The organism is Streptomyces sp. NBC_00459, assembly GCF_036013955.1.
Classification (GTDB): domain Bacteria; phylum Actinomycetota; class Actinomycetes; order Streptomycetales; family Streptomycetaceae; genus Streptomyces.
Genome location: NZ_CP107903.1, coordinates 5,582,313 through 5,605,744 on the forward strand (window position 1 = coordinate 5,582,313; position 23,432 = coordinate 5,605,744).

A 23,432-nucleotide genomic window follows, 5' to 3' on the forward strand; every position below is an offset into this window, starting at 1 on the left:
GAATCGGGGTGCGTGCCGCCAACGCGGTGGCGGTGGTGAGACGCTGCACGAGGTCGCGTACATATGTAGGTGACGCGGCTCGTACGGGGAGGTGGCAGGCAAGTGGTGGATCCGCTGACGCAGCACGATCCGCGGCGTATCGGGCCGTTCGAGGTGCTGGGGCGGCTGGGTGCCGGCGGCATGGGGCTGGTCTATCTCGCGCGTTCGGCCTCCGGTCGGCGCGTGGCGATCAAGACGGTCCGGACCGAACTCGCCGAGGACCAGCTGTTCCGGGTCCGCTTCACGCGTGAGGTGGAGGCGGCGCGGGCCGTCTCCGGCTTCTACACGGCCGCCGTCGTCGACGCCGATCCGCGAGCCGCCGTACCGTGGCTGGCCACCGCGTACGTTCCCGCGCCCTCCCTCGAAGAGATAGTGAACGAGTGCGGGCCGATGCCGGCCCAGGCGGTGCGCTGGCTCGCGGCGGGGGTCGCGGAGGCGCTGCAGTCCATCCACGGGGCCGGTCTTGTGCACCGCGACCTGAAGCCTTCCAACGTGCTGGTGGTCGAGGACGGACCCCGGGTCATCGACTTCGGTATCGCCTCAGGTGTCTCGAATACACGTTTGACGATGACGAATGTCGCCGTCGGTACGCCCGCCTACATGTCCCCCGAGCAGGCGAAGGACTCGCGGAGCGTGACCGGCGCCAGCGACGTGTTCTCGCTCGGCTCGATGCTGGTCTTCGCGGCCACCGGCCACGCCCCCTTCCACGGCGCGAACCCGGTCGAGACGGTCTTCATGCTGCTGCGCGAGGGCCCGGACCTCGAAGGCCTGCCGGACGAACTGCGCCCCCTCATCGAGTCCCTGATGCAGATGGAGGCGACCGGCCGCCCCAACCCCGCCGACCTCCAGGCCCAGCTGGCCCCCCACCTCTACGGCTCCGGCTCCGACGACAGCGGTACGGCCTCCGCATGGCTGCCCGAACGGGCGGTGACCCTCATCGAGGCGCGGCGCGGTGGCCGCCCGGCGGCGAAGCCGCAGTCGTCCGGCGGCAGGAGCGGTGGCAGGCTGGCGATCCCGCCGCCACCGGCCCACGAGCCCGCGCAGGGCTTCGGACGCGGCCCCGGACCAGGTCTCCTGCCCGGCCCCATGCCGTCCTCCGTACCCACCGGAGCGCCGGACACCGGCCCCGTGCGGCTGGCCGGCGCCCCCGTGCCCATCGGTCCCGGTCCGCGCGTCGCCGACGCCCGCGCCGCCGCCGTACAGGCACCCCCGCCGGAGGCCGGCCTCGTGGCCTCCTGGTCGCGTCCGCGCCCCGGCGTCAACGGCGCCGACCCGAATCCCCTTCCGGTCGCGCCGCCGCTGCCCCCGGAGTCCCCGGCGGGCTGGCGCCCGTGGCGTTTCCGTATGTCGAACGATGTCTGGGGCACCCCGGCCGTCGCCGGCGACCTGGTCTACGTCACCTCCTTCGAGGTGCACGCCCTCGACGTGATGACGGGCCGCCGCCGCTTCAAGACGCGGGACGTCGCCTGGTCGATGGCGGTCGCGGACGGCCGTATCCACGCCTCCGACGGCCCGACCCTCTTCGCTCTCGACGCCCGCGAGGGCATGGACCTGTGGCGTCTGTCCACGGACGCCTGGGTGTACTCCCTGAAGGCCGACCGGGGCACGGTCGTCACCGGTACGCGCGGCGGTGGCGTCCAGGGCTGGGACGCGGCGACCGGCCAGAAGCTGTGGGAGCACGGCGGCGCCCAGACGGACTTCGAGTCCCCGGAGGCCGGGCCCCAGGTCCACGAGGGCACGGTCTTCGTGTGGCAGGAGGGCCGGCTCCGCGCCCTGGACGCCCGTACGGGTGACGAGCGCTGGTCCTACCCGATCGGCGACGCCGCCTCCTGCGGCGGAGTCCCGGTACGGCTGACCCCGGGCCCCGACGGCCAGGTGTACGTCTCCGCGGGCACCCGCGTCCTGGCGATCGACGTGGCAGGCGGCCATGTCCGCTGGCACTTCGAGGCTCCGGCGGTGTTCCTCTCGCCGCCCACCTTCGCGCCCGGCCCGGCGGTCACGGGCGGCGGCATCTACCTCGCCGACTACCTCGGCACGGTCTACGCCCTCGACGCGACCGACGGACGGGACAGATGGCGGATCGCGACGGAGTCGCGCGCCTCGATCGAACCGGTACTGGTGGCGGCCGGCCATGTGCACGTCGGCAGCGGCAAGGGCCTCTACACGCTCGACGCGGTCACCGGCACCCCCAAGTGGCGCTTCCAGGCGGGCGGCGACATCGTCGGCGCCCCGGCGGTGGCCGAGGGCCGCATCCACTTCGGCTCGACGGACCACCTCCTGTACACCCTGAAGGCCGACGACGGCCGCCTGAGATGGAAGCTGGCGACCGGCGGCGAGATCACCGGCGCCCCCGTGGTCAAGGACGGCGTGGTGTACGCGTGCAGCAAGGACCGGTGCGTGTACGCGCTGGACGCGGAGAAGGGGACGGGGACGGCTCGGACCGGGTGAGCCGAGGGGCTTTCGGCCGGGTGTGTGGCCGCGGGTCCGTGGGGGCTTGTCGCGCAGTTCCCCGCGCCCCTGTGGCGCGCCCCTACGGGCAGCGCCACAGTGCGCGGTCCTGGTTCCAGGGCGCTGAAACCGTCGTGAAACCGCGCTGAATGCGCTCTGCCGCAGTCTCCTCGGCATGACATCGACGACATCGCACTCACTCGCCATCGCGGCCAAGGGGCTGCGGAAGGCCTACGGGGACAAGACGGTCCTCGACGGCATCGACCTGGCGGTACCGACCGGCACGGTCTTCTCCCTCCTCGGCCCGAACGGCGCCGGCAAGACCACCGCGGTCAAGGTCCTCTCCACGCTCATCACCGCCGACGCAGGCGAACTGCGCGTCGGCGGCCACGATCTCGCCACCGACCCGCACGCGGTACGGGCCGCGATCGGTGTCACCGGGCAGTTCTCCGCCGTCGACGGACTGATCACCGGCGAGGAGAACATGCTCCTCATGGCGGACCTGCACCACCTGTCCCGCGCCGAGGGCCGCCGTACCGCCGCCGAGCTCCTGGAGCGCTTCGACCTCACCGACGCCGCGAAGAAGCCCGCCTCCACCTACTCCGGCGGTATGAAGCGCCGCCTGGACATCGCCATGACGCTGGTCGGCAACCCGCGGATCATCTTCCTCGACGAGCCGACCACCGGCCTCGACCCGCGCAGCCGCCACACCATGTGGGGCATCATCCGCGGGCTGGTCGCCGACGGGGTGACCGTCTTCCTCACCACCCAGTACCTGGAGGAGGCCGACGAACTCGCCGACCGTATCGCGGTGTTGAACGACGGCACGATCGCCGCCGAGGGAAGCGCCGAGGAGCTCAAGCGGCTCGTCCCCGGCGGGCACGTCCGGCTCCGCTTCACCGACCCGGTCGCCTACCACTCGGCCGCCGCCGCCCTGCGCGAGGTCACCAGGGACGACGAGGCGCTCGCCCTCCAGATCCCCAGCGACGGCAGCCAGCGCGAGCTGCGTTCCATCCTCGACTGGCTGGACTCGGCCGGCGTCGAGGCGGACGAGCTGACCGTGCACACCCCCGACCTCGACGACGTGTTCTTCGCCCTCACCGGCCCCGGCACCGCCCCCAGCCAGCCCAGCCAGTCCAAGGAGTCTGTCCGATGAGCGCCCTCTCCCTCGCCGTGCGCGACTCGTCCACGATGCTGCGCCGCAACCTGCTGCATGTGCGCCGCTACCCGTCCATGACGCTGAATCTGCTGCTCACGCCGATCATGCTGCTGCTGCTCTTCGTCTATGTCTTCGGAGGCGTGATGAGCGCGGGCATCGGTGGAGGCGGCGCCGACCGCTCGGCCTACATCGCCTATCTCGTCCCGGGCCTCCTGATGATGACCATCGGCTCCACCGTGATCGGGGCCGCGGTCTCCGTCTCCATGGACATGAACGAGGGCCTCATCGCCCGCTTCCGCACGATGGCGGTCTACCGCGGGTCCGTGCTCGTCGGGCACGTCGTCGGCAGCGTGCTGCAAGTGCTCGCCAGTCTGGTCCTCGTCAGTCTCATCGCCGTGGCCATCGGCTTCAGGTCCACGGACGCCACGGCCCTGGAGTGGCTGGCGGCGTTCGGACTGATCGCCCTGTTCACCCTGGCGCTCACCTGGATCGCGGTCGGGATGGGCATGGCCAGCCCGAACCCCGAGGCGGCCAGCAACATGGCGACACCGCTGATCCTCCTTCCGCTGATCTCCAGCGCCTTCGTCCCCATCGACGCGATCCCGGGCTGGTTCCAGCCCATCGCCGAGTACCAGCCCTTCACGCCCGCCATCGAGACCCTCCGCGGGCTTCTCCTCGGCACCGAGATCGGCGACAACGGGTGGATCGCCATCGCCTGGTGCGTCGGTCTGACCGTGCTCGGCTACCGCTGGTCGACGGCGCAGTTCAACCGCGACCCGAAGTAACCGCCATGACAGCGCGGGCCGCGTCCCGCAACTCGTCCCGGCCCAGGGCGGCGTACTCCGACACCGCGTCGGCGTACGCCGCCCCGGCCGCGTTCCCGGCGGCCCCGACCGCCCGGCGGGCGCGGTCCGCCGACATCGTCGGCTGGTAGTCGCGCAGCACCCGCAGCCGTTCGGCCAGCGCCAGCATCCGTACGGCGGTCGGGATGTCGTCGCCGGAGGCGAGCCCCGCCATGCCGAGGGCGTGGAGCATCGTCCCGAACACCGGGAGTTCCATGGGTGAGCGGGCCGGACCGGAGAGCAGGGTCCGCAGCCCCTCGCGCAGCCGGAGGACCGGCCGCGCGACCAGTTCGAGACGGCCGGCGTGTGCGTGCGCCGTCACCGCCGCCGACTGGAGCTGCAGTATCCACCGGTCGAGGAAGGGGTCGTCGCTGTGCATCGAGTCGGCCTCGGCCATCCCCTCCACGACACCGCGCCACAGGCCGAGCCCGACCTCCGTCAGCCCGCGGGCGAGCGCGATCTCGGCGCGGACGCCGAGGTCGGCGCTGTCGGAGTCGTCCTTCTGCGCGGCGTTGGCGACCTCCGCCTGCCGCAGCCAGTACTCGGCCTCGTCGGGGTCGCCGCGCTGCAGACAGGCGAGGGCGAGACCCCCGCGTACGCCGATGGAGTCGCGCTCGTCGCCGAGCCTCGGCAGCATGTCGAGCGCCGCCCTGAGATGCTCGTACGCCGCCTCACCCTGCTCCGTGTGCAGGCACAGCTCGCTCAGCCGGGCGTGCCCCAGAACCTGGAGGAACGGGTTGTCGGCCGGCCCCAGCGCGGCGATGATCCGCCGAGCCGAGGCGAGCGCGCCGTCGATGTCGTGCTCCGACTCCCAGACGTAGGTGGCGACGCACTCGGCGGTGCCGGCCAGCAGCGGCTGCTCGCTGTCGCAGAGCTTCTGCAGCACCTCGTAGTCGGGCGGCAGCATCTCGGGGATCGCGCTCAGCACCACCGCGATGGCGCGCAGCAGCGTGTCCGGCGGGGCCGGGGGCAGCCGCCGCAGGGTGACGAGCTGGCGTACGGCGACCGGGCCGTAGCCCATGAACAGGCTGGCCGTGCACAACACAGCGGCGGCGCGGGCGACTTCGACGTACTCGGGCTCGGGGTGGTAGTGCGACAGCGGCGGGCCGGTGTCCGCGGCGAGGGCGGCGAGGCGGGGGTAGTTGGAGCCGGTGGACCACAGAGCGGTGAGGACGGCGGTGAGGGCGGCGATGGTGGGGCCGTCCGTACGGGCCAGGGCGTGGCGCAGGGCCAGCACGAGGTTGTCCTGCTCGGCCCTGATCCGCTCCCCGGCGGCCATCGGCGCCGACCCGAAGTACCAGTCGTGGTGGGCGACCCCGAAGTCCCGCGCCCAGGCGAGGAACCGGCCGACGGCCTCCTCCTCTTCGCCGGCCTCCGCGCGCCGGGCCGCGCTGAACTCCCGTACGGTCTCCAGCATCCGGAACCGCACACCGGCCGGGGTCTCGGCGACGGTGAGCAGCGACTGGTCGGCCAACTGCTCCAGCAGGAACAGCGCGTCCTCCCCGAGGACCTGCTCGGCCGCCTCGCCGGCGAAGCCGCCGGGGAAGACGGACAGCAGGCGCAGCGCGGCCCTGGCCTCCTCGTCGAGGAGGTTCCAGCTCCAGTCGACGACCGCGTGGAGTGTGCGGTGGCGCTCCGGTACGTCCCTGGCCCCGCCGCGCAGCAGCGCGAACCGGTCGCCGAGGCGGCGGGCGATCTCCGGCACCGACAGCACCCGCACCCGGGCCGCCGCCAGTTCCACGGCGAGCGGCAGCCCGTCGAGGTGACGGCACAGCCCGGCCACCGCGTCCGGCGGCAGCTCCACGCCGGGCCGGGCGGCCCTGGCCCGCTGGGTGAACAGCTCGACGGAGGTGGCGAGTTCGAGCTCAGGCAGCGCGTACACCGCCTCCGAGGTGAGGCCCAGCGGGGCCCGGCTGGTGGCGAGCACCCGCAGGTTCCTGGCGGATGAGACCAAGGCCTGTACGAGGGCGGCGGCACCGGCGACGACCTGCTCGCAGTTGTCCAGGACCAGCAGTGCGGGCCCGGCGCCGAACACACCGAGGATGCCGGACACCGGGTCGTGGCCGCCCATGGCGCCGGGCCGTTTCTCGCCCGCCCCGAGCGCGGAGGCCACCTCCGCGGCCACGTCCTCGTCCGCGGTGACACCGGCGAGCGGCACGAAGTACACCACGCGCTGCTCGGCCCGGCGGCTGACGGCGTGCGCGAGCCGGGTCTTGCCGAGGCCGCCGGGGCCGACGACGGTGACGGCGCGGGAGGCGCGCAGCAGCCGTTCGACCTCGGCGACGGCGTCGTCACGCCCGAGCAGCGGGTTCGGTTCGTGCGGCACACCGTGCCTGACAGCGGGCGCCTCGCCGGACAGCAACTCCTGCTGTACGGACTTGAGTTGGGCCCCCGGGTCGGTGCCGAGCGTCTCGCGCAGCCCTCTCCGATACGCCTCGTACCGGGTCAGCGCGGCAGACGGTCCCGCCGACGCGGCCTCGGCGCGCAGCAGTTCGGCGAGCACCTCCTCGTCGCGCGGATGCTCCGCGAAGGCCACGGCCAGTGGCCCGGCGGCCTCCGCGTGCCGCCCCAGCCGGGCGAGCGCGAGCGCCCGCGCGCGTACGAGGGTGCGGTGGACGGGGACCCGTTCGGCGCGGAGCGCGGCAACAGGGTCGTGGATGTCACCGGTCCCGTCCCCGTTTCCGTCCGAGGTCCCCTCCCACAGCGCGAGCCCGGCCTCGGCGGCGGCCAGTGATCCCGCGTGGTCCCCGGCCCTGGCCCGGTCCGCGCTCGCGGCGGCGTGCAGCAACAGGGCGGAGCTGTCCACCTGTTCCTCGGCGAGGGCGAGCCGATACCCGGTCGGCGTGCTCGCGAGGACGTCGGCGCCCAACTGCGCCCGCGCCCTGGACACGAGGACCTGCAACGCCTTGCCCGGCCGCTCGGGCAACTCCTCCGGCCACAGCCCCGCCACCAGCCGCTCGGTGCCGCAGCCGGTGCGCAGATCGGCCGCGAGCAGTGCGAGAAGGGCGCGCAGGCGGGGCGCGGTGACTTCCTGTCGGTGCCAGGCGACACGCGGGAGGAGGGTCAGGTCGGTGGACATGCGTGCAGCGTAGTCAAGGGGTCGGCCCGGTTCGCCGGGCGGCGGTGAACTCCCGCCGCGCGGGCGGCTGTCGGGGCTACGCGATTCCGCTGAACAGGTCGACCAGACCGTGGGGTGTGTTGTCGCCGTAGAGCAGCTCGTGGAGTCGGGTGCCGTCGGCGGCGGCTGCGGCGCTGCGGGGGAACATGGCCTGCTCGTACTCGGTGAGCGCGGTCTCGATGTCGCCGGGGTGTGCGGCGATGGCGCCGGCGAGTTCCGCGCCGTCGAACATGGCCAGGTTGGCGCCTTCGCCGTTCGGGATCGAGAGGTGGGCGGCGTCGCCCACCAGGGTCACCCCCGGCACCCGGTCCCACCGGTGCTCGATGGGCAGGGCGTGGAGGATGCGCAGAACGGGTGCGGTCTCACCGTCGGTGAGCAGCGCGGTGAGTTCCGGCGCCCAGCCGTCGAACTTCTGCGCGATCCGCGCCGTGGCCACGGCGGAATCGGTGAAGTCGATGCCCGCGAACCAGTCCTGCGGCTCGTTGAGCATCACGTACGTGTGCAGGGTGCCGCCGCTCTCCCGGTGGGCCCCGAGTCCCTTTCCCGGCGCGAGCGCGTACAGGGCCCCGCCGCCGACCGTTTTCGCGTGGGCCGGGTGCCGGGTGTCGCTGTCGAACAGGTAGGTCTCGACGTACGACATGCCGGTGTACGTGGGTGCCGCGTCGGAGAGCAGCGGCCGGACGCGGGACCAGGCGCCGTCCGCGCCGGCCAGCAGGCCAGTGGTGACGGAGGTTCCGTCGGCGAAGGTCACCTCGTGGCGGCCCTCGCCGAGGGTGCGGGTGCCGCTGACCTTGTGCCCCCACCGGACGGTGCCGGCCGGGAGCGAGTCGATCAGCAGCTGCCGCAGATCGCCGCGCAGTACCTCGGGGCGGCCTCCCGTACCGTCGTCGGCCCGGTCGAACAGGACGGTGCCGTCGCGGTCGAGGATCCGCGTCGCCTCGCGGCCCTCCAGGACGAGGCCGCGGAACTCGTCGAACAGGCCGGCCGCCTTGAGCGCGAGCTGGCCGTCGTGTTCGTGGATGTCGAGCATCCCGCCCTGTGCGCGGGCGGTCGGGGAGGCCTCGGCCTCGTAGACCGTCGCCGGGATGCCGTTGACGTGGAGGACGCGGGCGAGGGTCAGTCCGCCGAGTCCGGCGCCGATGATCGTGACGTTTTCGCGAGTGGTCATGGTGGTGGCTCCTGGTAGGTCGCAGCACGTCTGGAACGCCGTTCCAGCTTGTTCGGGAGCCAGCCTGGAACGCCGTTCCAGAGATGTCAAGCTGGAACGACGTTCCAGGCGTGTGTCAGGATGCGTGCATGGCTGTCACCAGGAGGCGTCGTCCGGAGCGACGAGAGGAACCGCTCTCCCGGGAGCGCATCGTCGAGGAGGCGATCGGGCTTCTCGACGAGTCGGGCGAGGGCGGACTCACGTTCCGCGCACTGGCCCAGCGCCTCGCCACGGGGCCCGGCGCGATCTACTGGCACGTCACGGGCAAGGACGAACTGCTGGCCGCCGCCACGGAGTCCGTGGTCGCCGGCGCCATGCCCCCCGCCGCCACCGCCGAAGCGACACCGCAGGAGGCGGTCCGTGCTCTCGCGGTCGGCGTGTTCGACGCGATCGACGCCCACCCGTGGATCGGCACGCAACTCGCCCGCGCCCCGGCGCAGTCGCCGCTGCTGCGGATCTTCGAGCACCTCGGGCGCCAGGTCCAGGCGCTCGGGGTGCCCCAGACCGCCCACTTCACGGCAGCGTCCGCACTGCTGAACTACATCCTCGGCGTGGGCGGCCAGAACGCGGCCAACGCCCGCGACCAGCCCCCGGACGCGACCAGGGCCGAGTTCCTGGGCTCCGTCTCGGCCTCCTGGGCGAACCTCGACCCCGACGAGTACGCGTTCACCCGGAGCGTCGCGGACCAGCTACGCGATCACGACGACCGGGAGGAGTTCCTGGCAGGGATCGACCTCATCGTCGCCGGGATCACCGGAATCACTGAGCTGCGGTGAACTCCCGCCAGGCGGTGGGGGAGAGGCGGAGTATGGGGGCGTCTGGGGTTTCGGGGGGTGTCTTGGAGTCGCGGACGGCGACGACTCCGGGGAGGTTGCGGGCGACCTCGACGCATTCGCCGTTGGCGGTGCTGTAGGTGGACTTCACGAATCTGAAGTGGTCTGTCAATGCATGTCCTCACAGGTGCTCTCGACCAGCCTGAGCGAGTCTTTCGGAGCGAGGCTCAGTCTTGCCGTGCGGTCGAAGAATGAGCTGTACGTCGTACTGTCGGCCTCGTTCTCGACCCACACGGTAGCCGCGATGCTGTCGACATGGACCACGTCAACCGCCTCGGCTTCCGCGAACGAGACGATGTTGAAGGATCCGCCGATGCACGCGTGACCACCGGAGCGGAAGGGCAGTACCTGGATACGGACGTTGGGGAGTTCGGCGACCTCGATGAGGTGCCGCAACTGGGCGCGCATGACTTCGGGGCCGCCGACCTGTTGGCGCAGGACGCCCTCTCCGATGACTGCGTAGAACTGGAGCGGGTTGCTCCCCGACAGTCGAGCCTGGCGCTTCTGCCGTACATCGACAACGCCCTCGATCTCGTCAGGGTCCTGCCACAGTCCCGCGCTGACAACCACTCCCCTGGTGTACTCGGGGGTCTGCAACAGCCCAGGAATCAGCGACTGTTGCCATGTACGGATCTCGGAGGCGGCGTCCTCCATGGCGATGTACTCGGCGATCCCCCTGGCCTGCGGGGCATGTTGCCACCAGCCCTTTGTCTTGCGGCGTTCGCGGTCGAGCTTGGCGAGGGCGAGTAGCCGACTGAGCGTTTTCGGGTCCTCCAGGCCGTAGCACTCGCACAACGCCCGGATGTCGATGTCACGCATCGGTACCAGGCCCTGCTCCATCTTCACGATCTTCGAGTTGGTCGCGTCGAGAACGCCGGCGGCTTGCTGCTGTGTCTTTCCGGCGGCGTCCCGGAGGCGTAGCAACTCCCCACCGAGGCGGCGACCCAGGACAGTTGACGCTCGGTTACCTGTTGGTGCGGATCGGTTCACGGGATCAGTCTCGCGCCTCGCGGGGTGCGCCGTCACACGATGGAGCCAATTGTCTCCAAGCCGCTTGTGCTCAAACCTAATGGCTCGCTACGTTCAGTGCTCGGCCGATCACCTATCGGCAACCCCGCGCACCTGGAGGTGCACCCCCATGCCCGACCCCCTCCTCCACGAAGACCGCCTCGACTACACCCCCGTCCCCCGCAGCGTCCCCCTCGCCCGCACCCGCACGGCCCGACTGGTCGTCGAGTGGGGGCATCCGGGGCTGGCCGGTGATGTCGCCCTCGTCGTCAGCGAGTTGCTGACCAACGCCCTGCTGCACGGAAGCCTCCGGGGGCGCCTCATCCGGGTACGGCTCACCGTCACGGCCGCCGCGCTGCGCGTCGAGGTCAGCGACCCGCGTGCCGAGCGGATGCCCTGTCCGCGTGAGGTGGCCGACGACGACCAGTTCGGGCGAGGGCTGCTGCTGGTCGGGGCGCTGGCCGAACAGTGGGGCGTGGGGCCACGGGGTGGGGTGGGGAAGACGGTCTGGGCGGAGTGGGGGCTCGCTGGCGTCCCGTGCGAGGCCGGTCCGCTCATCGGCGTCCAGAAGTGACGGGAACGGCGTCAGCGTGGGCACGTGCCGGAACGCGGCTCGACGAGTGGCGGCCGAAGACCATGCCGTACGCGGACGGGGACGGTCCGCTCATTCCCCGCCCGGAGCTGACGCTCCCCGACCTGCGCCAGGCAGTGGCCACCGTTGTGCCGTCCCGCCTGAGCGGCTGGCCAACGAGCTCGCCGTGCGCGAGTCCATGGTCTTCCTGGAAGGGGCTGCCTACACGGGGCCGGGGCCCGGCGTGCGGACCGAGAGCCGGGGGCTGCTCATGCTCACGTACGTACCTGACGGACATTCGCGGTGAGCGGATCGTGGTCGTACAGGTGGGCTGGTTCGGCTGACTCTCTGAAAACACCCTCCGGCAGAGGGAAGGGCTCGTCCGTGATGGGCCGGTCGGTGATTCGGCATGGTGGAGTCGGGTGTGGGAATCACCGGATTGCGTGCAGCTATTCGTCGAGGTACCGGTATCTCTTGTCGGCCAGTGTGATGAGGAGTTGGCCATCGCGGATCTGCCATTCGGCCATCCCGTCGGATTCGTGACTGACAAGGAACAGACCCCGGACGCGGTCTCCGTCGTCATCGGAAGCGGGGATCCGGGCGATCTTCTCGATCTGGTCGGTGAACCAGTCAAGAGCCGACTCGCGGATGTCGGCGCCGTAGAAGAGGTAGTGGGTCCAGTTGACGTGTTGGCGGGGTGAGCCCCATCCGCTGGTGTAGTGGTTGTCTTCGTGTGAGGAGGTGATCTCGTGGACGGCGGCGAGTTGTTTCTCGTCGCATTCCAGCCACCCTCTGATCGACACGTAAACACCCATTGGAGTGTCCCCTCGCTTTGTCTGTTCTGATGTGCGGGTTTTCAGCTGCGCTGGCACGCGGCGCCCGGCCGTCGCGTGCCGACGCGCGGCCGACCGCTGGGACCAGCAGCCGGCCGGCGCCCGCGAGGGCGGTCTCCGTCCATCGGCTGACCCGACGGACGGAGACCGCCGCGCCGCCTACGACCGCACCGCGACCGAACCCTTCACGGTCGCGGACCGTCCCACGTGGTCGGCCGCCGGTGCGGTCAGGGTCCAGCGGTACGTACCCGTGGGGACCTTCTTGCCGCCTGGGCCGGTGCCGTCCCACGTCGCGGAGATCTTGCCTGTGGCCCGACCGCCGGTGAGGGTACGGACGGTTTTTCCGCTGGCGGCGGAGACGATCGTCAGCTTCCAGCTCGCCGCCGGCTTCGACAGGTGCCACACCCCCGTGTACTTGCTGCCGGCCGGGCGCAGATCCACGCGGGCGGGACTGTCGGTCGAGATGACGGCAAGGGGAGAGGTGGTCACCCGCGGCCATGTGACCGTCACGTCCCCCGCCTCGGTGAGGTAGGCCAGGGGGCCGCCGAACCGGTCCACGGCCCAGAACCGCCCACGCCGGTCGGCGGGTTCGCCCACCTGGTTCTTCAGCGGAGCCAGGTCGCTGGTGCCCACGCGCGCGGCCGGAACCGCGCCGGGGAAGTAGGTGATGCTCAGCCTGGCCGCCGCGTCGTTCTGGCTGACGAGGTAACCGTCGGCCAGTTGCGCGTAGCCGGACGGGACCTTGATCACACGCTTCGTGGTGCGGTCGTAGACACCGGCTTTCTTGTTGGGACCGCAGGACCAGTAGATCCACCGGCCCACCACCTGGATCTCCGTGGGTACGCAAGGGGCGCCCACGGACACGGCGGAGCCGAGCGTCTTCATCGACGGCAGGGACACCGCGGTGACGGTGCCGCTCCTGGTGCCCGCGCTCCACAGCTGGCTGCCCCAGAGGGAAGCCGCGTGCCAATGGTCGGTGTGGCTCAGCGCCTTGGTCCCGTCGTAGACGTACTGGAACCAAGGGTCGGGGCGCTGGACGCTGAACCTGCCGGATGCCGTCAGCGTGGGCACGTAGTTGGATTTGTTCAGGGAAGACCGCACGACGTCGCCCTCCCCGGTGCCGACCAGCCGCAGGCACTGCCCGGTGCAGTGCCTGTCGTACGCGGGCTCCTGGTCCGCCGGGTGCCATCCGAGGTCGCCGACGTTCCGCGGGGGCGTGGCGTTGAGCGTGCCACTCGCCGTCAGCGACAGGGAGGAGCCGGAAAGATACGTGGTCGCGCGGGAGGCGCTGCGCGGTACGTACAGCGTGCCGACCCGGAGTTGTCCCTGGTCGACCGCTACACCGCCCACGTCGTACGCCGTCTGCCGGGGCAGCGGTATGTGGACGCCGACGACCGGGGTCCCGTCGGCGCCGAGGGTGATGCGCCGAACCGCCCAGTCGTCCGGGCCCGTGCCGCCCACGGTGTAGAGGGCGCCGTCCGCACCTGTGACAGGGCGTTGGCTGCTGGCCTGCGGCAGCAGGGTGCGGGCCGCGCCGCCCGCGGCGGGCTGGGCCACGAGCTTGTCTTCGCCATCGGGGTATACCGCCCAGTTGCCCAGCAACGCCAAGTTGACGCTGGAATCCACGTTGAGCAGGGTTCGGGGCCCGTCCGGATGGTCGCGGTCGACGAGGTAGGACTTGAAATCCTCATTGGTGGCCTCGTACAGAACCGTGGTGGCGCTGAGCGACATCAGATTCAGCCTGGAGGCGTTGTCGGGCACCACGGTCAGGCGGCGGGTCGCGAAGTCCAGCAGTGTCTGGACGCCGGACCAGCCTCCGAAGGTGATCGCCGCTCCGCGCGCGTCCTGCTGGACGTGGGTGATGGCTCCCGGCAGGTTGTCCGGGACACCTGACACCGGCCGGTCGACCGGCCGGCCACCGGCTGCGGGGATCTCCAGCAGATGCAGTGTCAACTTGCCGGCTGTCTTGCGCTGCGTCAGCAGGCGGTTCTGGGCGATCACCGATGTGGCGGTGTCGCCGGTCGGCAGGTCGAACTGCACCACCTTGCCGGTGTCGTAGTTCCGGATCCGGTAGGCGCTGGTGGTGCCGACCCGCTCCAGGGCGAAGCGACCGTTGACGGCCCACAGGCTGTTGTAGTTATTAGGGGGGGAGAGAATGACGGGCTTGGGCAGGCCGTTCACGTATGTACCGTTCGGCCGCTCCCATGTGTACGCCGCCGATGGGCTGTTCCCGGTGCCGTAGGACAGGACGCCGGCAGCATCCGCGCTGACCGGCGCCGACGGCTTCGTCAGCGGTCCCAGTTGCCCCTTGAGGGTGACCGACGGCATCCCCGCGCGGTCCGCTACCGCGGCCCTCGGCCCGCTGCCGGCCTCCGCCGACGGCATCAGCCCCGCCCCGACCGCCAGGACCGTCACGGCCAGAACAGCCCCTGACCCGGCCTTTCGCCATCCTCGCTGACGTCTTCCCCGCATAGTGGGCCCCGTTCCTGATCGGTTGATCACCTGAATCCGACGTGTGATCGCTGAACACCGCAGACGGCGGTCAGCCACCGTGCCGATCAATCTGACGACCGATCCAGTCGAAAAGTTGTACGGGGGTGGCGACGGGGACGTGATGGGGACGGGGATGGAGATGGGGAAGGGGACGCCAGTCAGGCCGGTCCCGCTACGGAGCCGTGGTCGGCGCTACCGAGGCCTCGGGCGTGGCCACCGGCGACTCGTCGGCCGGGGCGTCGGGGGTTTCGCGGGGGGCCTGGCTGGGGGAGTCGAGCTCCTCGGTGGGTTCCGGGCCGGTGGAGCTGGGGTCGGTGGTGGCGGTCGTGGACGGTCGCGGTGTGGCAGGCACAGGCACGGGCGTGCGGTCGGCGGGGGGTGTCGCCGGGCTCGTCGAGACGGGCGGGGCCTGGGGAACCGTGGGGGAGCGGGGGCTCTCGGCCGTCGTCAGGTTGAGGGGGAGGGTGATGAGCGCGGCGACGGCGCAGACCATGCCCACTCCGGCCGCTGTGCGGGTCCGGCGGCGACGGGTCGCGGCGCGGCGGATCTCCTCGTAGCGGCCCGGGGGCGCGCCCAGGTAGGCGGGGTCGGGGCCGAGGAGGACCAGGAGGGGGTCGTCGGGGTCGTGGCCCGGGGCGGTGGGGTCGATCGGTCCGAAATCCCGGTCGTCGTCTTCGTCGTCGTCAAAGCGTGTGGTCAAGGCTTTTCCTCAGGTGGGCGCGGAGTAGTTCACGGGCCGCGTGGAGGTCGGCCTTGATGGTTCCTTCCTTGCGTCCGGTCAGTGCGGACACTTCCCGGATGGGCATGTCAGCGTAGTAGTGGAGCAGGATCGGGATGCGCAGTCGTTCCGGGAGTGATTGGACCAGGAGGCGGACGGACGGGTCCGACGGCTCGGTGTGGGTGCGCAGCGCCGCTTCCGTGGTCACGTGCCGCATGGCCCTGCGCTCGCGTTCCATTTTGCGCCAGTGGTCCCGGACGATGTTGGCCGCCGTTACATAGAGGAAGCCGCGCGGCTCCTCCACCGACGTCCAGCGGGCCCACAGCCGGGTGAAGGCCTCCGAGGCGATCTCGTGGGCCGTCTCGTCGTCGTCGACGAGTCGGCGGCACCAGCCGGCCAGGCGCGGATAGAGGGCGGCGAACAGCTCGGACGCTGCCTTGTCGCGGGACCGTTTCAACGCTCTCCATGGTGCTGTTGCCACGGGTGTGGCACTCGTGGGGGAGGACGGCGGGCCGGCGGCGTACGTTCCGGCGGCCCGCCATCCTTTGTGTTCCAGTGTGCTCACGGGGCGTTCACGGGCTCGTGGACGACGTCAGCGCGGCGAAGGCGATCACGTTGTCGAGGTAGCCGGTCCCGTCCCGGGGGCCGCCGCACGTGATGAGCCGGAGCTCGGGACGGTCCACGTTCCCGTAGACGTCGTCCGTCGGGAAGTCGGCCTTGGCCACCGTCCGCAGGGAGGTGACCGTGAACTCCGTCTCCGTGCCGTTCTGAAGACGTGCCACGATCTTCTCGCCCCGGCGCAGCCGCGCGAGGTCGTGGAACACACCGTCCCCGTACTCGCCGACCGTGACATGACCGAGGATCACCGACGGGCCGGTCTGACCGGGCGTCGGCGAGTGCTCGTACCAGCCGGCCTGGTCGTGGTCGCTGATCGGAGGGACCTGCACCGTGCCGTCGGCCGCCAGTCCCAGCCGCATGACCGGGGTGTCGACCCCGAGGGCCGGTATCCGCAGCCGGACGGGGGCCGAACGGCCCACCGCCCGCGCGGACTTGGCGGAGGTGTGGTTGCCCGTGGCCGACTGCGGCGGCGGGGCGGAGGCGTCGGGACTCGCGGTTCCCGTCGTCCGTACACCCTCGCCGCCGGAGGAACAGCCCACGAGCAGCGAGGCCGCGCCCGCCGTGGCTCCCGTAGCGAACGCGCGCCTGGAGAGCACGGTCACGCCCCGGTCGCCCGCCGACGGCGTACGACGAACAGCGAGGCGCCGGCCACGGCGAACGCGGCGGCAGCACCCCCGCCGATCAGTGTCCCTGGCGTTCCGGAGTCCTTCGACGTCTGCGTCACCCCGGTGTCGGGCGCGCCGCCCGGTACCTCGGAGACCTGGGGCGGGGCCGCGTTGGGGTCGGTGGTCGGGGCCTCGCTGGGCACCGGGCTGGCCTCGTCGGCCGGTGCCTGGGTCGGTTCGGTGCTCGGTTCCGGGGTGGCCTCGGTCGGCGCGACGGTGGGGGCCGGGACCGGGGTGGGGCTCGTCCCGTCGGCGAACGCGGGGGCGGTGCCCGCCAGTACGGCGGTGGCCGCGAGTGCCACGGCGCTGAGGACGGTACGGCGCACGGTACGGCGCATGGAATCGCTCTCTTTCGTCGGTCCGCCGATGGCAGGCCGGCCCGGTGATCGGGCCGGCGAGGGCGGGCTGAGTGACGGATCGTGCGGAGAGACGAGTCGGCGCCGGAACGGGTTGTAAAGAGCTGGCAAAGTCGCCGAAGGGGCTCAGCTGTTGGCGTCCCGCAGCTCCGTGAGGAACGGGATCAGCGCCGCGTTGACCTCGTCCGGCCGCTCCTGCTGCGTCCAGTGGCCGCAGCCTTTCAGCACCACCGGATCGCGCCGCAGGTTGGGCATCAACTCCGGGAGCTGCTCGATGAGTTCGGGCGTACCGGGAAACGCCGGCACCAGATCCCTGTCGCCGTACACATACAGCGCGGGCGGGCTGACCACGGCTCCGTGCCAGGCCGTCGTCAGTTCCCAGTTGCGGTCGATGTTGCGGTACCAGTTGAGGGCGCCGGTGAAGCTGCCCGCGAAGCTGCCGGTGAGGGAGTCGAGGTCCGCCTCCGTGAGCCAGGCCGGGAGTTCCTCCGGGTCGGGCATCGTGTCCAGCCAGCCCTGGCCGGGCTCGATCAGCGGCTGTTTGCCGGTGCCCGACTCGGGGTTGTCGCCGGAGAAGCCGTACAGGGTCCGGCGCAGGGTGGTGCGCGGGTCCCGGGCCAGTTCGGCGTCGGCGACTCCGGGGCGGTTGATGTAGTTCCAGTAGAAACGGCCGCCGAACATCGCCTCCATCACGCCCAGGGGGCGGTGGTCGCCCCGGAACGGCGGCGGCACGCTCAGTCCCGCCACCCCGCGCACGACGTCCGGACGCAGCAGGGCGGTGTGCCAGGCGACCGGCGCGCCCCAGTCGTGCCCGACGACGTACGCCGTCTCCTCGCCGAGCGCCCGGATCAGCCCGATCACGTCGCCGACCAGGTGCAGGATGCTGTACGAGGACACGTCCTCGGGGCGCTCGCTATCGCCGTATCCGCGCTGGTCGGGGGCGACGACCCGGAAACCGGCGGCGGCCAGCGGCCCGAACTGGTGGCGCCAGGAGTGCCAGGACTCGGGGAAGCCGTGCAGCAGCACGACGAGCGGCCCCTCGCCCGCCTCCGCGATGTGCAGCCGAATGCCGTTCACGGCCACCGTGCGATGCTCGACCCTGTGGTTCTCGGCCCCGGGACGCTCTGTCACTGTGCGGTTCTCAGCCATGACGCAAAGGGTATAAGTTGCTATCGCAACCGGAAATCCGGGGTCCTTGCCGAGAACAGTTCCGCCTGCCGGTCGCCCGGAAGATTGCCGAGACGGACCAGGTGCGGGGCGAACGCGAGGGCGTGCGCGCGGGCCGCCTCCTTCGCCGCCCACACCGCCCGTACCGTGCCCTGCACCCCCTCCGGCGGATACGACGCGATGACCCGGGCGCGCTCGACGGAGGCCTCCAACGACCCACCGGGCGCGGTGACTTCACTCACCAGCCCGATCTCGTACGCCCGCGCCGCCGACACCCGCTCCGCCGTGCCCATCAGCGCCATCCGCGCGATCTCCCCGTACGGCATCCGCTGCGCCATGCCCATCGACTCGTACGCGCTGACCATGCCGTACGTGGTGTGCGGGTCGAAGAAGGTGGCGCCGGGGTCGGCGACGATGAACTCCGACTCCGCGAGGAGATAGAAGGCGCCGCCGCATGCCATGCCGTTCACAGCGGCGATCACCGGCTTCCAGAGGCCGTTCGCCTTCGGGCCGATCCTTTCGAGCGGATCGTCCACCATATAGGGCGAGTTGGGCTGGGGTACGGTCGCGTCGCGGTCGAGGCCCGTGCAGAAGGCGCGCGGACCGGCTCCGGTGAGGACCACCGCCCGTACCGTGTCGTCGAAGCGCAACTCCTGCCAGGTGGCGGCCAGTTCGGCGGCGGTGGCGAGGTCGATGGCGTTGAGTTTCCGCGGCCGGTCGAGGGTGACGACGGCGACCCCGGTCTCCTTGTCGGCCGAAACGCCCAGGGTGGTCACGGTCGCTCCAGGATCCACTGCGGAAGCCCGGCCGAGGAGAAGACGACCTGGACCCGTGCGCCGATGCGAATCCGTTCGGGGGGAAGGGAGTTGATGGGCGCGTCGGGACCGGTGACCAGATTGCCGACCAGCCGGATGCGCGGTGCGTCCGCCAGCTCGACGACGATCACGTTGTACGGGGCCAGCTCGGCGTAGTCCGGGAGGAGCGGCGGATGCGGAACGACGTACGACCAGACACGGCCGCGTCCGCTGACCGCGCGCCACTCGCTCGCGAAGGACTGGCAGTGGGGGCAGCAGGGGCGGGGTGGGAAGCGGGGCTCGGCGCAGTCGGCGCAGGTCTGGACGCGGAGTTCGCCCTGGGCCGCGTACCCCCAGAAGGGGGCGCCGTCCTCGTCGACGACAGGTGTCAGCATCTCTCGACTCCTCAGCTTCTCAACTCTCAACTTCTCAGCAACAGGGCGGAGGTGGGGACGCCCTCACCTGCGGTGACCAGGCAGGTGGCGGCCCCGGGGACCTGGGCGGTGCTGGTGCCGCGCAGTTGCCGTACGCCCTCGGTGATGAGGTTGAAGCCGTGGACGTACGCCTCGCTGAGGCCGCCCCCGCCGGTGTTGATCGGCAGCCGGCCGCCGCTCTCCAGGGCGCCGCCCTCGGTGAAGGCGCCGCCCTCGCCGCGTCCGCAGAAGCCGTAGCCCTCCAGGGAGAGGGGGATGAGGGCGGTGAACGCGTCGTAGAGCTGGGCGACTTGCACGTCGTCCGGGGTGAAGTCGGCGTGCTTCCAGAGGTGTCGGGCGGCTGTCCAGGCCGGGCCGGTCAGCGGGTCGTCGTTCCAGTAGTTGACCATCCCGTGGTGCTGGGCGGGCAGGCCCTGGGCGGCGGAGTGGATGTAGACGGGGGTGCGGCGGCAGTCGCGAGCCCGTTCGGCGGACACGACCACGCAGGCCAACGCCCCGTCCGTCTCCAGGCAGTTGTCGAAGAGGCACAGGGGTTCGCTGATCCAGCGGGAGGTCATGTACATCTCGCGGGTGAGCGGACGGTCGTACATGATCGCGGCCGGGTTCTGGTTGGCGCGGTTGCGGCAGGCGAGGGCGACGTTGAAGAGGTGGTCGCGGGTCGTGCCGTACTCGTGCATGTGGCGGCGCGTGAGCATCGCGATCTCGTCGGAGGGCCGGAGCAGCCCGAAGGGGCGCGTCCACTGGGCCGGGGTGGGGAGTTGGACGCTCGTGTTCTTCCAGGGACGAGGCCCGGAACCCCTCTTCCGTGACCGCCAGGCGACGCCGACCGTGGCCTGTCCGGTGGCTATCGCGGCGGCGAGATGGGCGACGGTGGCGCAGGAACCGCCGCCGCCGTAGCCGACCTTGGAGAAGAAGGTGAGGTCGCCGAGTCCGAGCGCCTTCGCGACCTCGACCTCGTCGGTCTCCTCCATGGTGTAGGAGGCGAGGGCGTCGACCTCGGCGGGCGCGATGCCCGCGTCGTCGAGCGCGGCGAGGATCGCCCGGCACGCCAATGTCCGTTCGTTCTCGGGTAGTTGCCGGGCGAAGGGGGTCTGTCCGATCCCGGCGATGGCGGTGGCGTCCTTGATGCCGGTGACGCCTCTGATACCGGCCGTATCTGGTGCGACTGCCATGACTGCACACACCTCCGCACGCGTGCCCGGCTGCTGACAGGGCGTCAGGTTACAGCTAATCTGACGGTCAGTCAGCTCTTGTGCGGTGAGGTGTTCTGGGGAGGCTCGCGGTGCGCGGTGACGTGGAGTGGGGCAGCATTCCCGGTCTGGTCCGGGCGGCGGTGGAGCGGTACGGCGACACCGAGGCGGTCGTGGACGGACGTACACGCATCTCGTACGCGGAGTTGGGCGTACGGGTGGAGCGGGCGGCGGCGGCCTGTGTCGCGCACGGGGTGGCCGCCGGTGACCGGGTGGCGATCTGGGCGCCCAACTCCCTCGACTGGATGGTGTCCGCGCTGGGCGCGGTGTCGGCGGGCGCGGTGCTCGTACCGGTGAACACACGCTTCAAGGGTGCGGAGGCGGCGTACGTACTGGCGCGCAGCCGGGCGAGGCTGCTGTTCGTGACGGGGACGTTCCTGGGCACCTCGTACGTGGCCTCGCTGCGGAGGGCGGCGGGGAGCGGCGACGGTGCCGGGCCCCTGCCGGGGCTTCCGGAGCTGACGGACGTGGTGGTGCTGGGCGAGGACGCACCCGCCGAATTCCGTACGTGGAAGGACTTCCTGGCGGGCGGCGACGGAGTGGACGCGCAGGTCGTCCGGGCTCGGGCGGAGGCGGTGCGGGGTTCCGACCCCTCGGACATCGTCTTCACCTCGGGCACGACGGGACGCCCGAAGGGAGCGGTGATCACACATGCGCAGTCCCTGCGCGCGTACGAGATCTGGAGCGAGTTGGCGGGCCTGCGGGAAGGCGACCGCTATCTCGTCGTGAACCCGTTCTTCCACACCTTCGGCTACAAGGCGGGGGTGCTGGCGTGTCTGATGCGGGGCGCGACGCTGATCCCGCAGCCGGTGTTCAACGTCGACACGGTGCTGGCGAACGTGGCGGCGGAGCGGGTGTCGGTCCTTCCCGGCCCGCCCACGCTGCTTCAGTCGCTTCTCGACCACCCGTCCCGGGCGGCGTACGACCTGTCGAGCCTGCGGCTGGTGGTGACGGGGGCGGCGGTGGTGCCGTTGCGCCTGGTGGAACGGTTGCGTACGGAGCTGGGTGTGGGGACGGTCCTGACGGCGTACGGCCTGTCCGAGGCGAGCGGCATCGTCACGATGTGCCGCCGGGGCGACGCGGCACCGGTGATCGCGTCGACGTCCGGGCGGGCCGTTCCCGGCGTCGAGGTGAGGGTCGAGGCGCCCGTGGGCGAGCCCGGGGAGGTGCTGGTGCGGGGCTTCAACGTCATGCGCGGGTACTTCGAGGACGCGCGGAGCACGGCCGAAGCGGTCACGGGGGAGGGCTGGCTGAGGACGGGTGACGTCGGCGTACTGGACGCCGACGGCAACCTGCGGATCACCGACCGCCTCAAGGACATGTTCATCGTCGGCGGCTTCAACGCGTACCCGGCGGAGATCGAGCAGCAGCTCGGCCTGCATCCGGACGTGGCGGACGTGGCGGTGATCGGCGTACCGGACGCGAGGCTGGGGGAGGTCGGAAAGGCGTACGTGGTCCGGCGGCCGGGGGTGTCCCTGACGGGGGACGACCTGATCGCCTGGGCTCGGCGGGAGATGGCCAACTACAAGGTGCCGAGGGTGGTGGAGTTCGTGGGCGGGCTGCCCCGGAACGCGAGCGGGAAGGTGGTCAAGGGGGAGTTGAGGGTGGGGGGTTGAGCGGAAGAGGCGTTGAGGGAAGGAAGCATTGAGGGGAGGCGGGCGTCGGGGCCGGTCCGGTTCTCCGCTCGGAACGGGGTCAGGGCTTCGGGCTCGGGCGAGGTTGTCGCGAACGATGCCGCATGACCGCCTCGGTGTTTCCGCAGCGTGCTGTGCAGTAGCGCCGTCGCCCGTTCCTGGAGGTGTCCACGTACGCCCGCGAGCACTCGGAGCGCATGCACCGCCCCAGCCGTGCTCCCCCTTCCCAGCACAGGACGAAGGCGAGGCCGCCGGCGGTGACCGCCTTGACCCGGGAGAGCAGGTCGGCCGAGTCGGGGACGAAGTGGAGATGGGGCCGCAGGCCGTCGTGGGTGGTCACCCACGGACGGATCGTCGCCTCCATCAGCAGGTCGTTCACGGCTGAGCACTGCTGGGCCGGATCCCTTTGACCGAACACCCGCGACAGGCGATCCCGCCAGTCCCGAAAGCCCTGGACATCGGCATCACCGATCTCCGCGCGCCGGATCTCGTGCGCCTCAAGCAGGGCTTGGACACTCTCGGCGCTCACCTCGGGCAGATTGATCAGATCGGCGGAAAGCACCGCCCCCAGGCGGCCGTAATGATTCTGCTGCACGTGACCTTCTTGATTTTCTCGACCTTCTCGGCCCGCTCGGCCTTTTCGCACATTACGAAACCCCACGTGCCGGGGTTCGGCTTTCTCCGCTGGGCCGACGTACTTCGATGAGCTGGAAGTCGGAGCGGGTGACGAGCCATCCGCTGGTGGCGCACCACAGGTACCGCACCATTCCCTCGGACGTGAAGTGCTCGGATATCGGTCGACAGGATCCGGAGGGCAGGCCACAAGAGGGGCACCACCATGATCCACGTCTTACATCTGGAATTCTTCCCATGTCCGCCAGCGTGCGGTCATGGGTCTCATACGTTCAACCATTACATCGCGACGCGCACGGTGCCACTCGGTGGTGTCACGGCGACGGCCGGGCTCGCCAGACCAAAGCCTGGGCGACGATGACGTTCTCGCCGTTGAAGGTGATCGCGGGGCCTTCGTGCAGTGCGTAGCCGAGGGCGATCGCCTCGCTCACCCGTTGACAGAAGGCGGCGTCGTCCGGGCCGGTCACGACACGGTAGATGGGCAGTCCGTCCGGTGGTGTACTCATGGGAAAAGGTTCTCAGCCGGTGCGCCGACCGTGCATGGTGCCCTGCCGGTCATGACCGAAAGCGGCGGCCTTCCGGATCCCGGAGGGAAACGGAAGGCCGCCGCAG

22 protein-coding genes are annotated in these 23,432 nt (G+C 71.0%); 6 read left to right on the forward strand and 16 right to left on the reverse strand.

The window, feature by feature from the left end; translation table 11 throughout:
• The first annotated feature begins 102 nt into the window (after nucleotides 1–102).
• The 3 genes from OHN74_RS24710 to OHN74_RS24720 all read left to right on the forward strand — a co-directional run bounded on the left by OHN74_RS24710 (nucleotide 103) and on the right by OHN74_RS24720 (nucleotide 4,431).
• Nucleotides 103–2,487 (forward strand): serine/threonine-protein kinase, encoded by a 2,385-nt coding sequence (locus tag OHN74_RS24710; protein WP_327696767.1) that lies wholly within the window; start codon nucleotides 103–105, stop codon nucleotides 2,485–2,487.
• A 175-nt stretch (nucleotides 2,488–2,662) separates the two neighbouring features.
• Nucleotides 2,663–3,643, forward strand: coding sequence for an ATP-binding cassette domain-containing protein (locus OHN74_RS24715; RefSeq protein ID WP_327696769.1), 981 nt, complete (start codon nucleotides 2,663–2,665; stop codon nucleotides 3,641–3,643).
• Nucleotides 3,640–4,431: an ABC transporter permease gene (locus OHN74_RS24720; RefSeq protein WP_327696770.1), complete on the forward strand. Its 792-nt coding sequence runs from the start codon at nucleotides 3,640–3,642 to the stop codon at nucleotides 4,429–4,431. Before OHN74_RS24715 ends, OHN74_RS24720 begins: the two co-directional genes overlap by 4 nt.
• Here the strand turns inward: OHN74_RS24720 and OHN74_RS24725 are convergent.
• Both OHN74_RS24725 and OHN74_RS24730 read right to left on the reverse strand, forming a co-directional pair.
• On the reverse strand, nucleotides 4,412–7,567 hold the full coding sequence (locus tag OHN74_RS24725) for an ATP-binding protein (RefSeq protein WP_327696771.1): 3,156 nt from the start codon (nucleotides 7,565–7,567) through the stop codon (nucleotides 4,412–4,414). The two genes, OHN74_RS24720 and OHN74_RS24725, sit on opposite strands and share 20 nt — an antisense overlap.
• A gap of 76 nt (nucleotides 7,568–7,643) precedes the next feature.
• Complete coding sequence (locus tag OHN74_RS24730) at nucleotides 7,644–8,774, reverse strand: FAD-dependent oxidoreductase (RefSeq protein ID WP_327696772.1); 1,131 nt, start codon at nucleotides 8,772–8,774, stop codon at nucleotides 7,644–7,646.
• Nucleotides 8,775–8,902: 128 nt separating this feature from the next.
• On the opposite strand from OHN74_RS24730, the gene OHN74_RS24735 reads away from it, so the two are divergent.
• Nucleotides 8,903–9,589 (forward strand): TetR/AcrR family transcriptional regulator, encoded by a 687-nt coding sequence (locus OHN74_RS24735; RefSeq protein ID WP_327696773.1) that lies wholly within the window; start codon nucleotides 8,903–8,905, stop codon nucleotides 9,587–9,589.
• Here OHN74_RS24735 and OHN74_RS24740 read toward each other — a convergent pair.
• Entirely contained in the window at nucleotides 9,573–9,758 is a 186-nt protein-coding gene (locus OHN74_RS24740; RefSeq protein WP_327696775.1) for a DUF397 domain-containing protein, read from the reverse strand. The genes OHN74_RS24735 and OHN74_RS24740 overlap by 17 nt on opposite strands.
• On the reverse strand, nucleotides 9,755–10,672 hold the full coding sequence (locus OHN74_RS24745) for a helix-turn-helix domain-containing protein (protein WP_327696777.1): 918 nt from the start codon (nucleotides 10,670–10,672) through the stop codon (nucleotides 9,755–9,757). The genes OHN74_RS24740 and OHN74_RS24745 overlap by 4 nt, the downstream gene beginning before the upstream one ends.
• Before the next feature lie 112 nt (nucleotides 10,673–10,784).
• Between OHN74_RS24745 and OHN74_RS24750 the strand changes: the two genes are divergently transcribed.
• Nucleotides 10,785–11,228 (forward strand): ATP-binding protein, encoded by a 444-nt coding sequence (locus OHN74_RS24750; protein ID WP_327696778.1) that lies wholly within the window; start codon nucleotides 10,785–10,787, stop codon nucleotides 11,226–11,228.
• Between the two features lie 446 nt (nucleotides 11,229–11,674).
• On the opposite strand, the gene OHN74_RS24755 is transcribed toward OHN74_RS24750, so the two are convergent.
• The 10 genes from OHN74_RS24755 to OHN74_RS24800 form a co-directional block, all read right to left on the reverse strand.
• On the reverse strand, nucleotides 11,675–12,040 hold the full coding sequence (locus OHN74_RS24755; RefSeq protein WP_327696780.1) for a hypothetical protein: 366 nt from the start codon (nucleotides 12,038–12,040) through the stop codon (nucleotides 11,675–11,677).
• Between the two features lie 177 nt (nucleotides 12,041–12,217).
• Nucleotides 12,218–14,473, reverse strand: a complete 2,256-nt coding sequence (locus tag OHN74_RS24760; RefSeq protein WP_327696781.1) for a FlgD immunoglobulin-like domain containing protein — start codon at nucleotides 14,471–14,473, stop codon at nucleotides 12,218–12,220.
• Between the two features lie 250 nt (nucleotides 14,474–14,723).
• Nucleotides 14,724–15,251: a hypothetical protein gene (locus OHN74_RS24765; RefSeq protein ID WP_327696782.1), complete on the reverse strand. Its 528-nt coding sequence runs from the start codon at nucleotides 15,249–15,251 to the stop codon at nucleotides 14,724–14,726.
• Nucleotides 15,235–15,726, reverse strand: a complete 492-nt coding sequence (locus OHN74_RS24770; protein ID WP_327696783.1) for an RNA polymerase sigma factor — start codon at nucleotides 15,724–15,726, stop codon at nucleotides 15,235–15,237. The genes OHN74_RS24765 and OHN74_RS24770 overlap by 17 nt, the downstream gene beginning before the upstream one ends.
• Nucleotides 15,727–15,841: 115 nt before the next feature.
• Complete coding sequence (locus tag OHN74_RS24775; protein WP_327696784.1) at nucleotides 15,842–16,489, reverse strand: class F sortase; 648 nt, start codon at nucleotides 16,487–16,489, stop codon at nucleotides 15,842–15,844.
• On the reverse strand, nucleotides 16,486–16,878 hold the full coding sequence (locus tag OHN74_RS24780; protein WP_327700255.1) for a sortase-dependent protein: 393 nt from the start codon (nucleotides 16,876–16,878) through the stop codon (nucleotides 16,486–16,488). The genes OHN74_RS24775 and OHN74_RS24780 overlap by 4 nt, the downstream gene beginning before the upstream one ends.
• A 156-nt stretch (nucleotides 16,879–17,034) precedes the next feature.
• Entirely contained in the window at nucleotides 17,035–18,057 is a 1,023-nt protein-coding gene (locus OHN74_RS24785) for an alpha/beta fold hydrolase (RefSeq protein WP_327696785.1), read from the reverse strand.
• Between the two features lie 20 nt (nucleotides 18,058–18,077).
• Nucleotides 18,078–18,851, reverse strand: coding sequence for an enoyl-CoA hydratase/isomerase family protein (locus tag OHN74_RS24790; protein WP_327696786.1), 774 nt, complete (start codon nucleotides 18,849–18,851; stop codon nucleotides 18,078–18,080).
• The gene (locus OHN74_RS24795; protein ID WP_327696787.1) at nucleotides 18,848–19,264 is read right to left on the reverse strand and encodes a Zn-ribbon domain-containing OB-fold protein; all 417 of its coding nucleotides are present in this window, start codon (nucleotides 19,262–19,264) and stop codon (nucleotides 18,848–18,850) included. Before OHN74_RS24795 ends, OHN74_RS24790 begins: the two co-directional genes overlap by 4 nt.
• A gap of 26 nt (nucleotides 19,265–19,290) precedes the next feature.
• On the reverse strand, nucleotides 19,291–20,475 hold the full coding sequence (locus tag OHN74_RS24800) for a lipid-transfer protein (RefSeq protein WP_327696788.1): 1,185 nt from the start codon (nucleotides 20,473–20,475) through the stop codon (nucleotides 19,291–19,293).
• Nucleotides 20,476–20,585: 110 nt separating this feature from the next.
• On the opposite strand from OHN74_RS24800, the gene OHN74_RS24805 reads away from it, so the two are divergent.
• Nucleotides 20,586–22,169: a FadD3 family acyl-CoA ligase gene (locus OHN74_RS24805; protein WP_327696789.1), complete on the forward strand. Its 1,584-nt coding sequence runs from the start codon at nucleotides 20,586–20,588 to the stop codon at nucleotides 22,167–22,169.
• A gap of 79 nt (nucleotides 22,170–22,248) precedes the next feature.
• On the opposite strand, the gene OHN74_RS24810 is transcribed toward OHN74_RS24805, so the two are convergent.
• Both OHN74_RS24810 and OHN74_RS24815 read right to left on the reverse strand, forming a co-directional pair.
• Entirely contained in the window at nucleotides 22,249–22,782 is a 534-nt protein-coding gene (locus OHN74_RS24810; RefSeq protein WP_327696791.1) for a CGNR zinc finger domain-containing protein, read from the reverse strand.
• A 352-nt stretch (nucleotides 22,783–23,134) separates the two neighbouring features.
• Nucleotides 23,135–23,326, reverse strand: coding sequence for a DUF1737 domain-containing protein (locus OHN74_RS24815; protein ID WP_327696792.1), 192 nt, complete (start codon nucleotides 23,324–23,326; stop codon nucleotides 23,135–23,137).
• Nucleotides 23,327–23,432: the final 106 nt, after the last annotated feature.

Excerpts from the sequence above, each read along its gene's own strand:
- OHN74_RS24715 (WP_327696769.1), top strand. The coding sequence starts at position 2,663 with ATGACATCGACGACATCGCACTCACTCGCCATCGCGGCCAAGGGGCTG.
- OHN74_RS24720 (WP_327696770.1), top strand. The coding sequence starts at position 3,640 with ATGAGCGCCCTCTCCCTCGCCGTGCGCGACTCGTCCACGATGCTGCGC.
- OHN74_RS24725 (WP_327696771.1), bottom strand. The coding sequence starts at position 7,567 with ATGTCCACCGACCTGACCCTCCTCCCGCGTGTCGCCTGGCACCGACAG.
- OHN74_RS24730 (WP_327696772.1), bottom strand. The coding sequence starts at position 8,774 with ATGACCACTCGCGAAAACGTCACGATCATCGGCGCCGGACTCGGCGGA.
- OHN74_RS24735 (WP_327696773.1), top strand. The coding sequence starts at position 8,903 with ATGGCTGTCACCAGGAGGCGTCGTCCGGAGCGACGAGAGGAACCGCTC.
- OHN74_RS24750 (WP_327696778.1), top strand. The coding sequence starts at position 10,785 with ATGCCCGACCCCCTCCTCCACGAAGACCGCCTCGACTACACCCCCGTC.
- OHN74_RS24755 (WP_327696780.1), bottom strand. The coding sequence starts at position 12,040 with ATGGGTGTTTACGTGTCGATCAGAGGGTGGCTGGAATGCGACGAGAAA.
- OHN74_RS24785 (WP_327696785.1), bottom strand. The coding sequence starts at position 18,057 with ATGGCTGAGAACCGCACAGTGACAGAGCGTCCCGGGGCCGAGAACCAC.
- OHN74_RS24795 (WP_327696787.1), bottom strand. The coding sequence starts at position 19,264 with ATGCTGACACCTGTCGTCGACGAGGACGGCGCCCCCTTCTGGGGGTAC.
- OHN74_RS24800 (WP_327696788.1), bottom strand. The coding sequence starts at position 20,475 with ATGGCAGTCGCACCAGATACGGCCGGTATCAGAGGCGTCACCGGCATC.
- OHN74_RS24815 (WP_327696792.1), bottom strand. The coding sequence starts at position 23,326 with ATGAGTACACCACCGGACGGACTGCCCATCTACCGTGTCGTGACCGGC.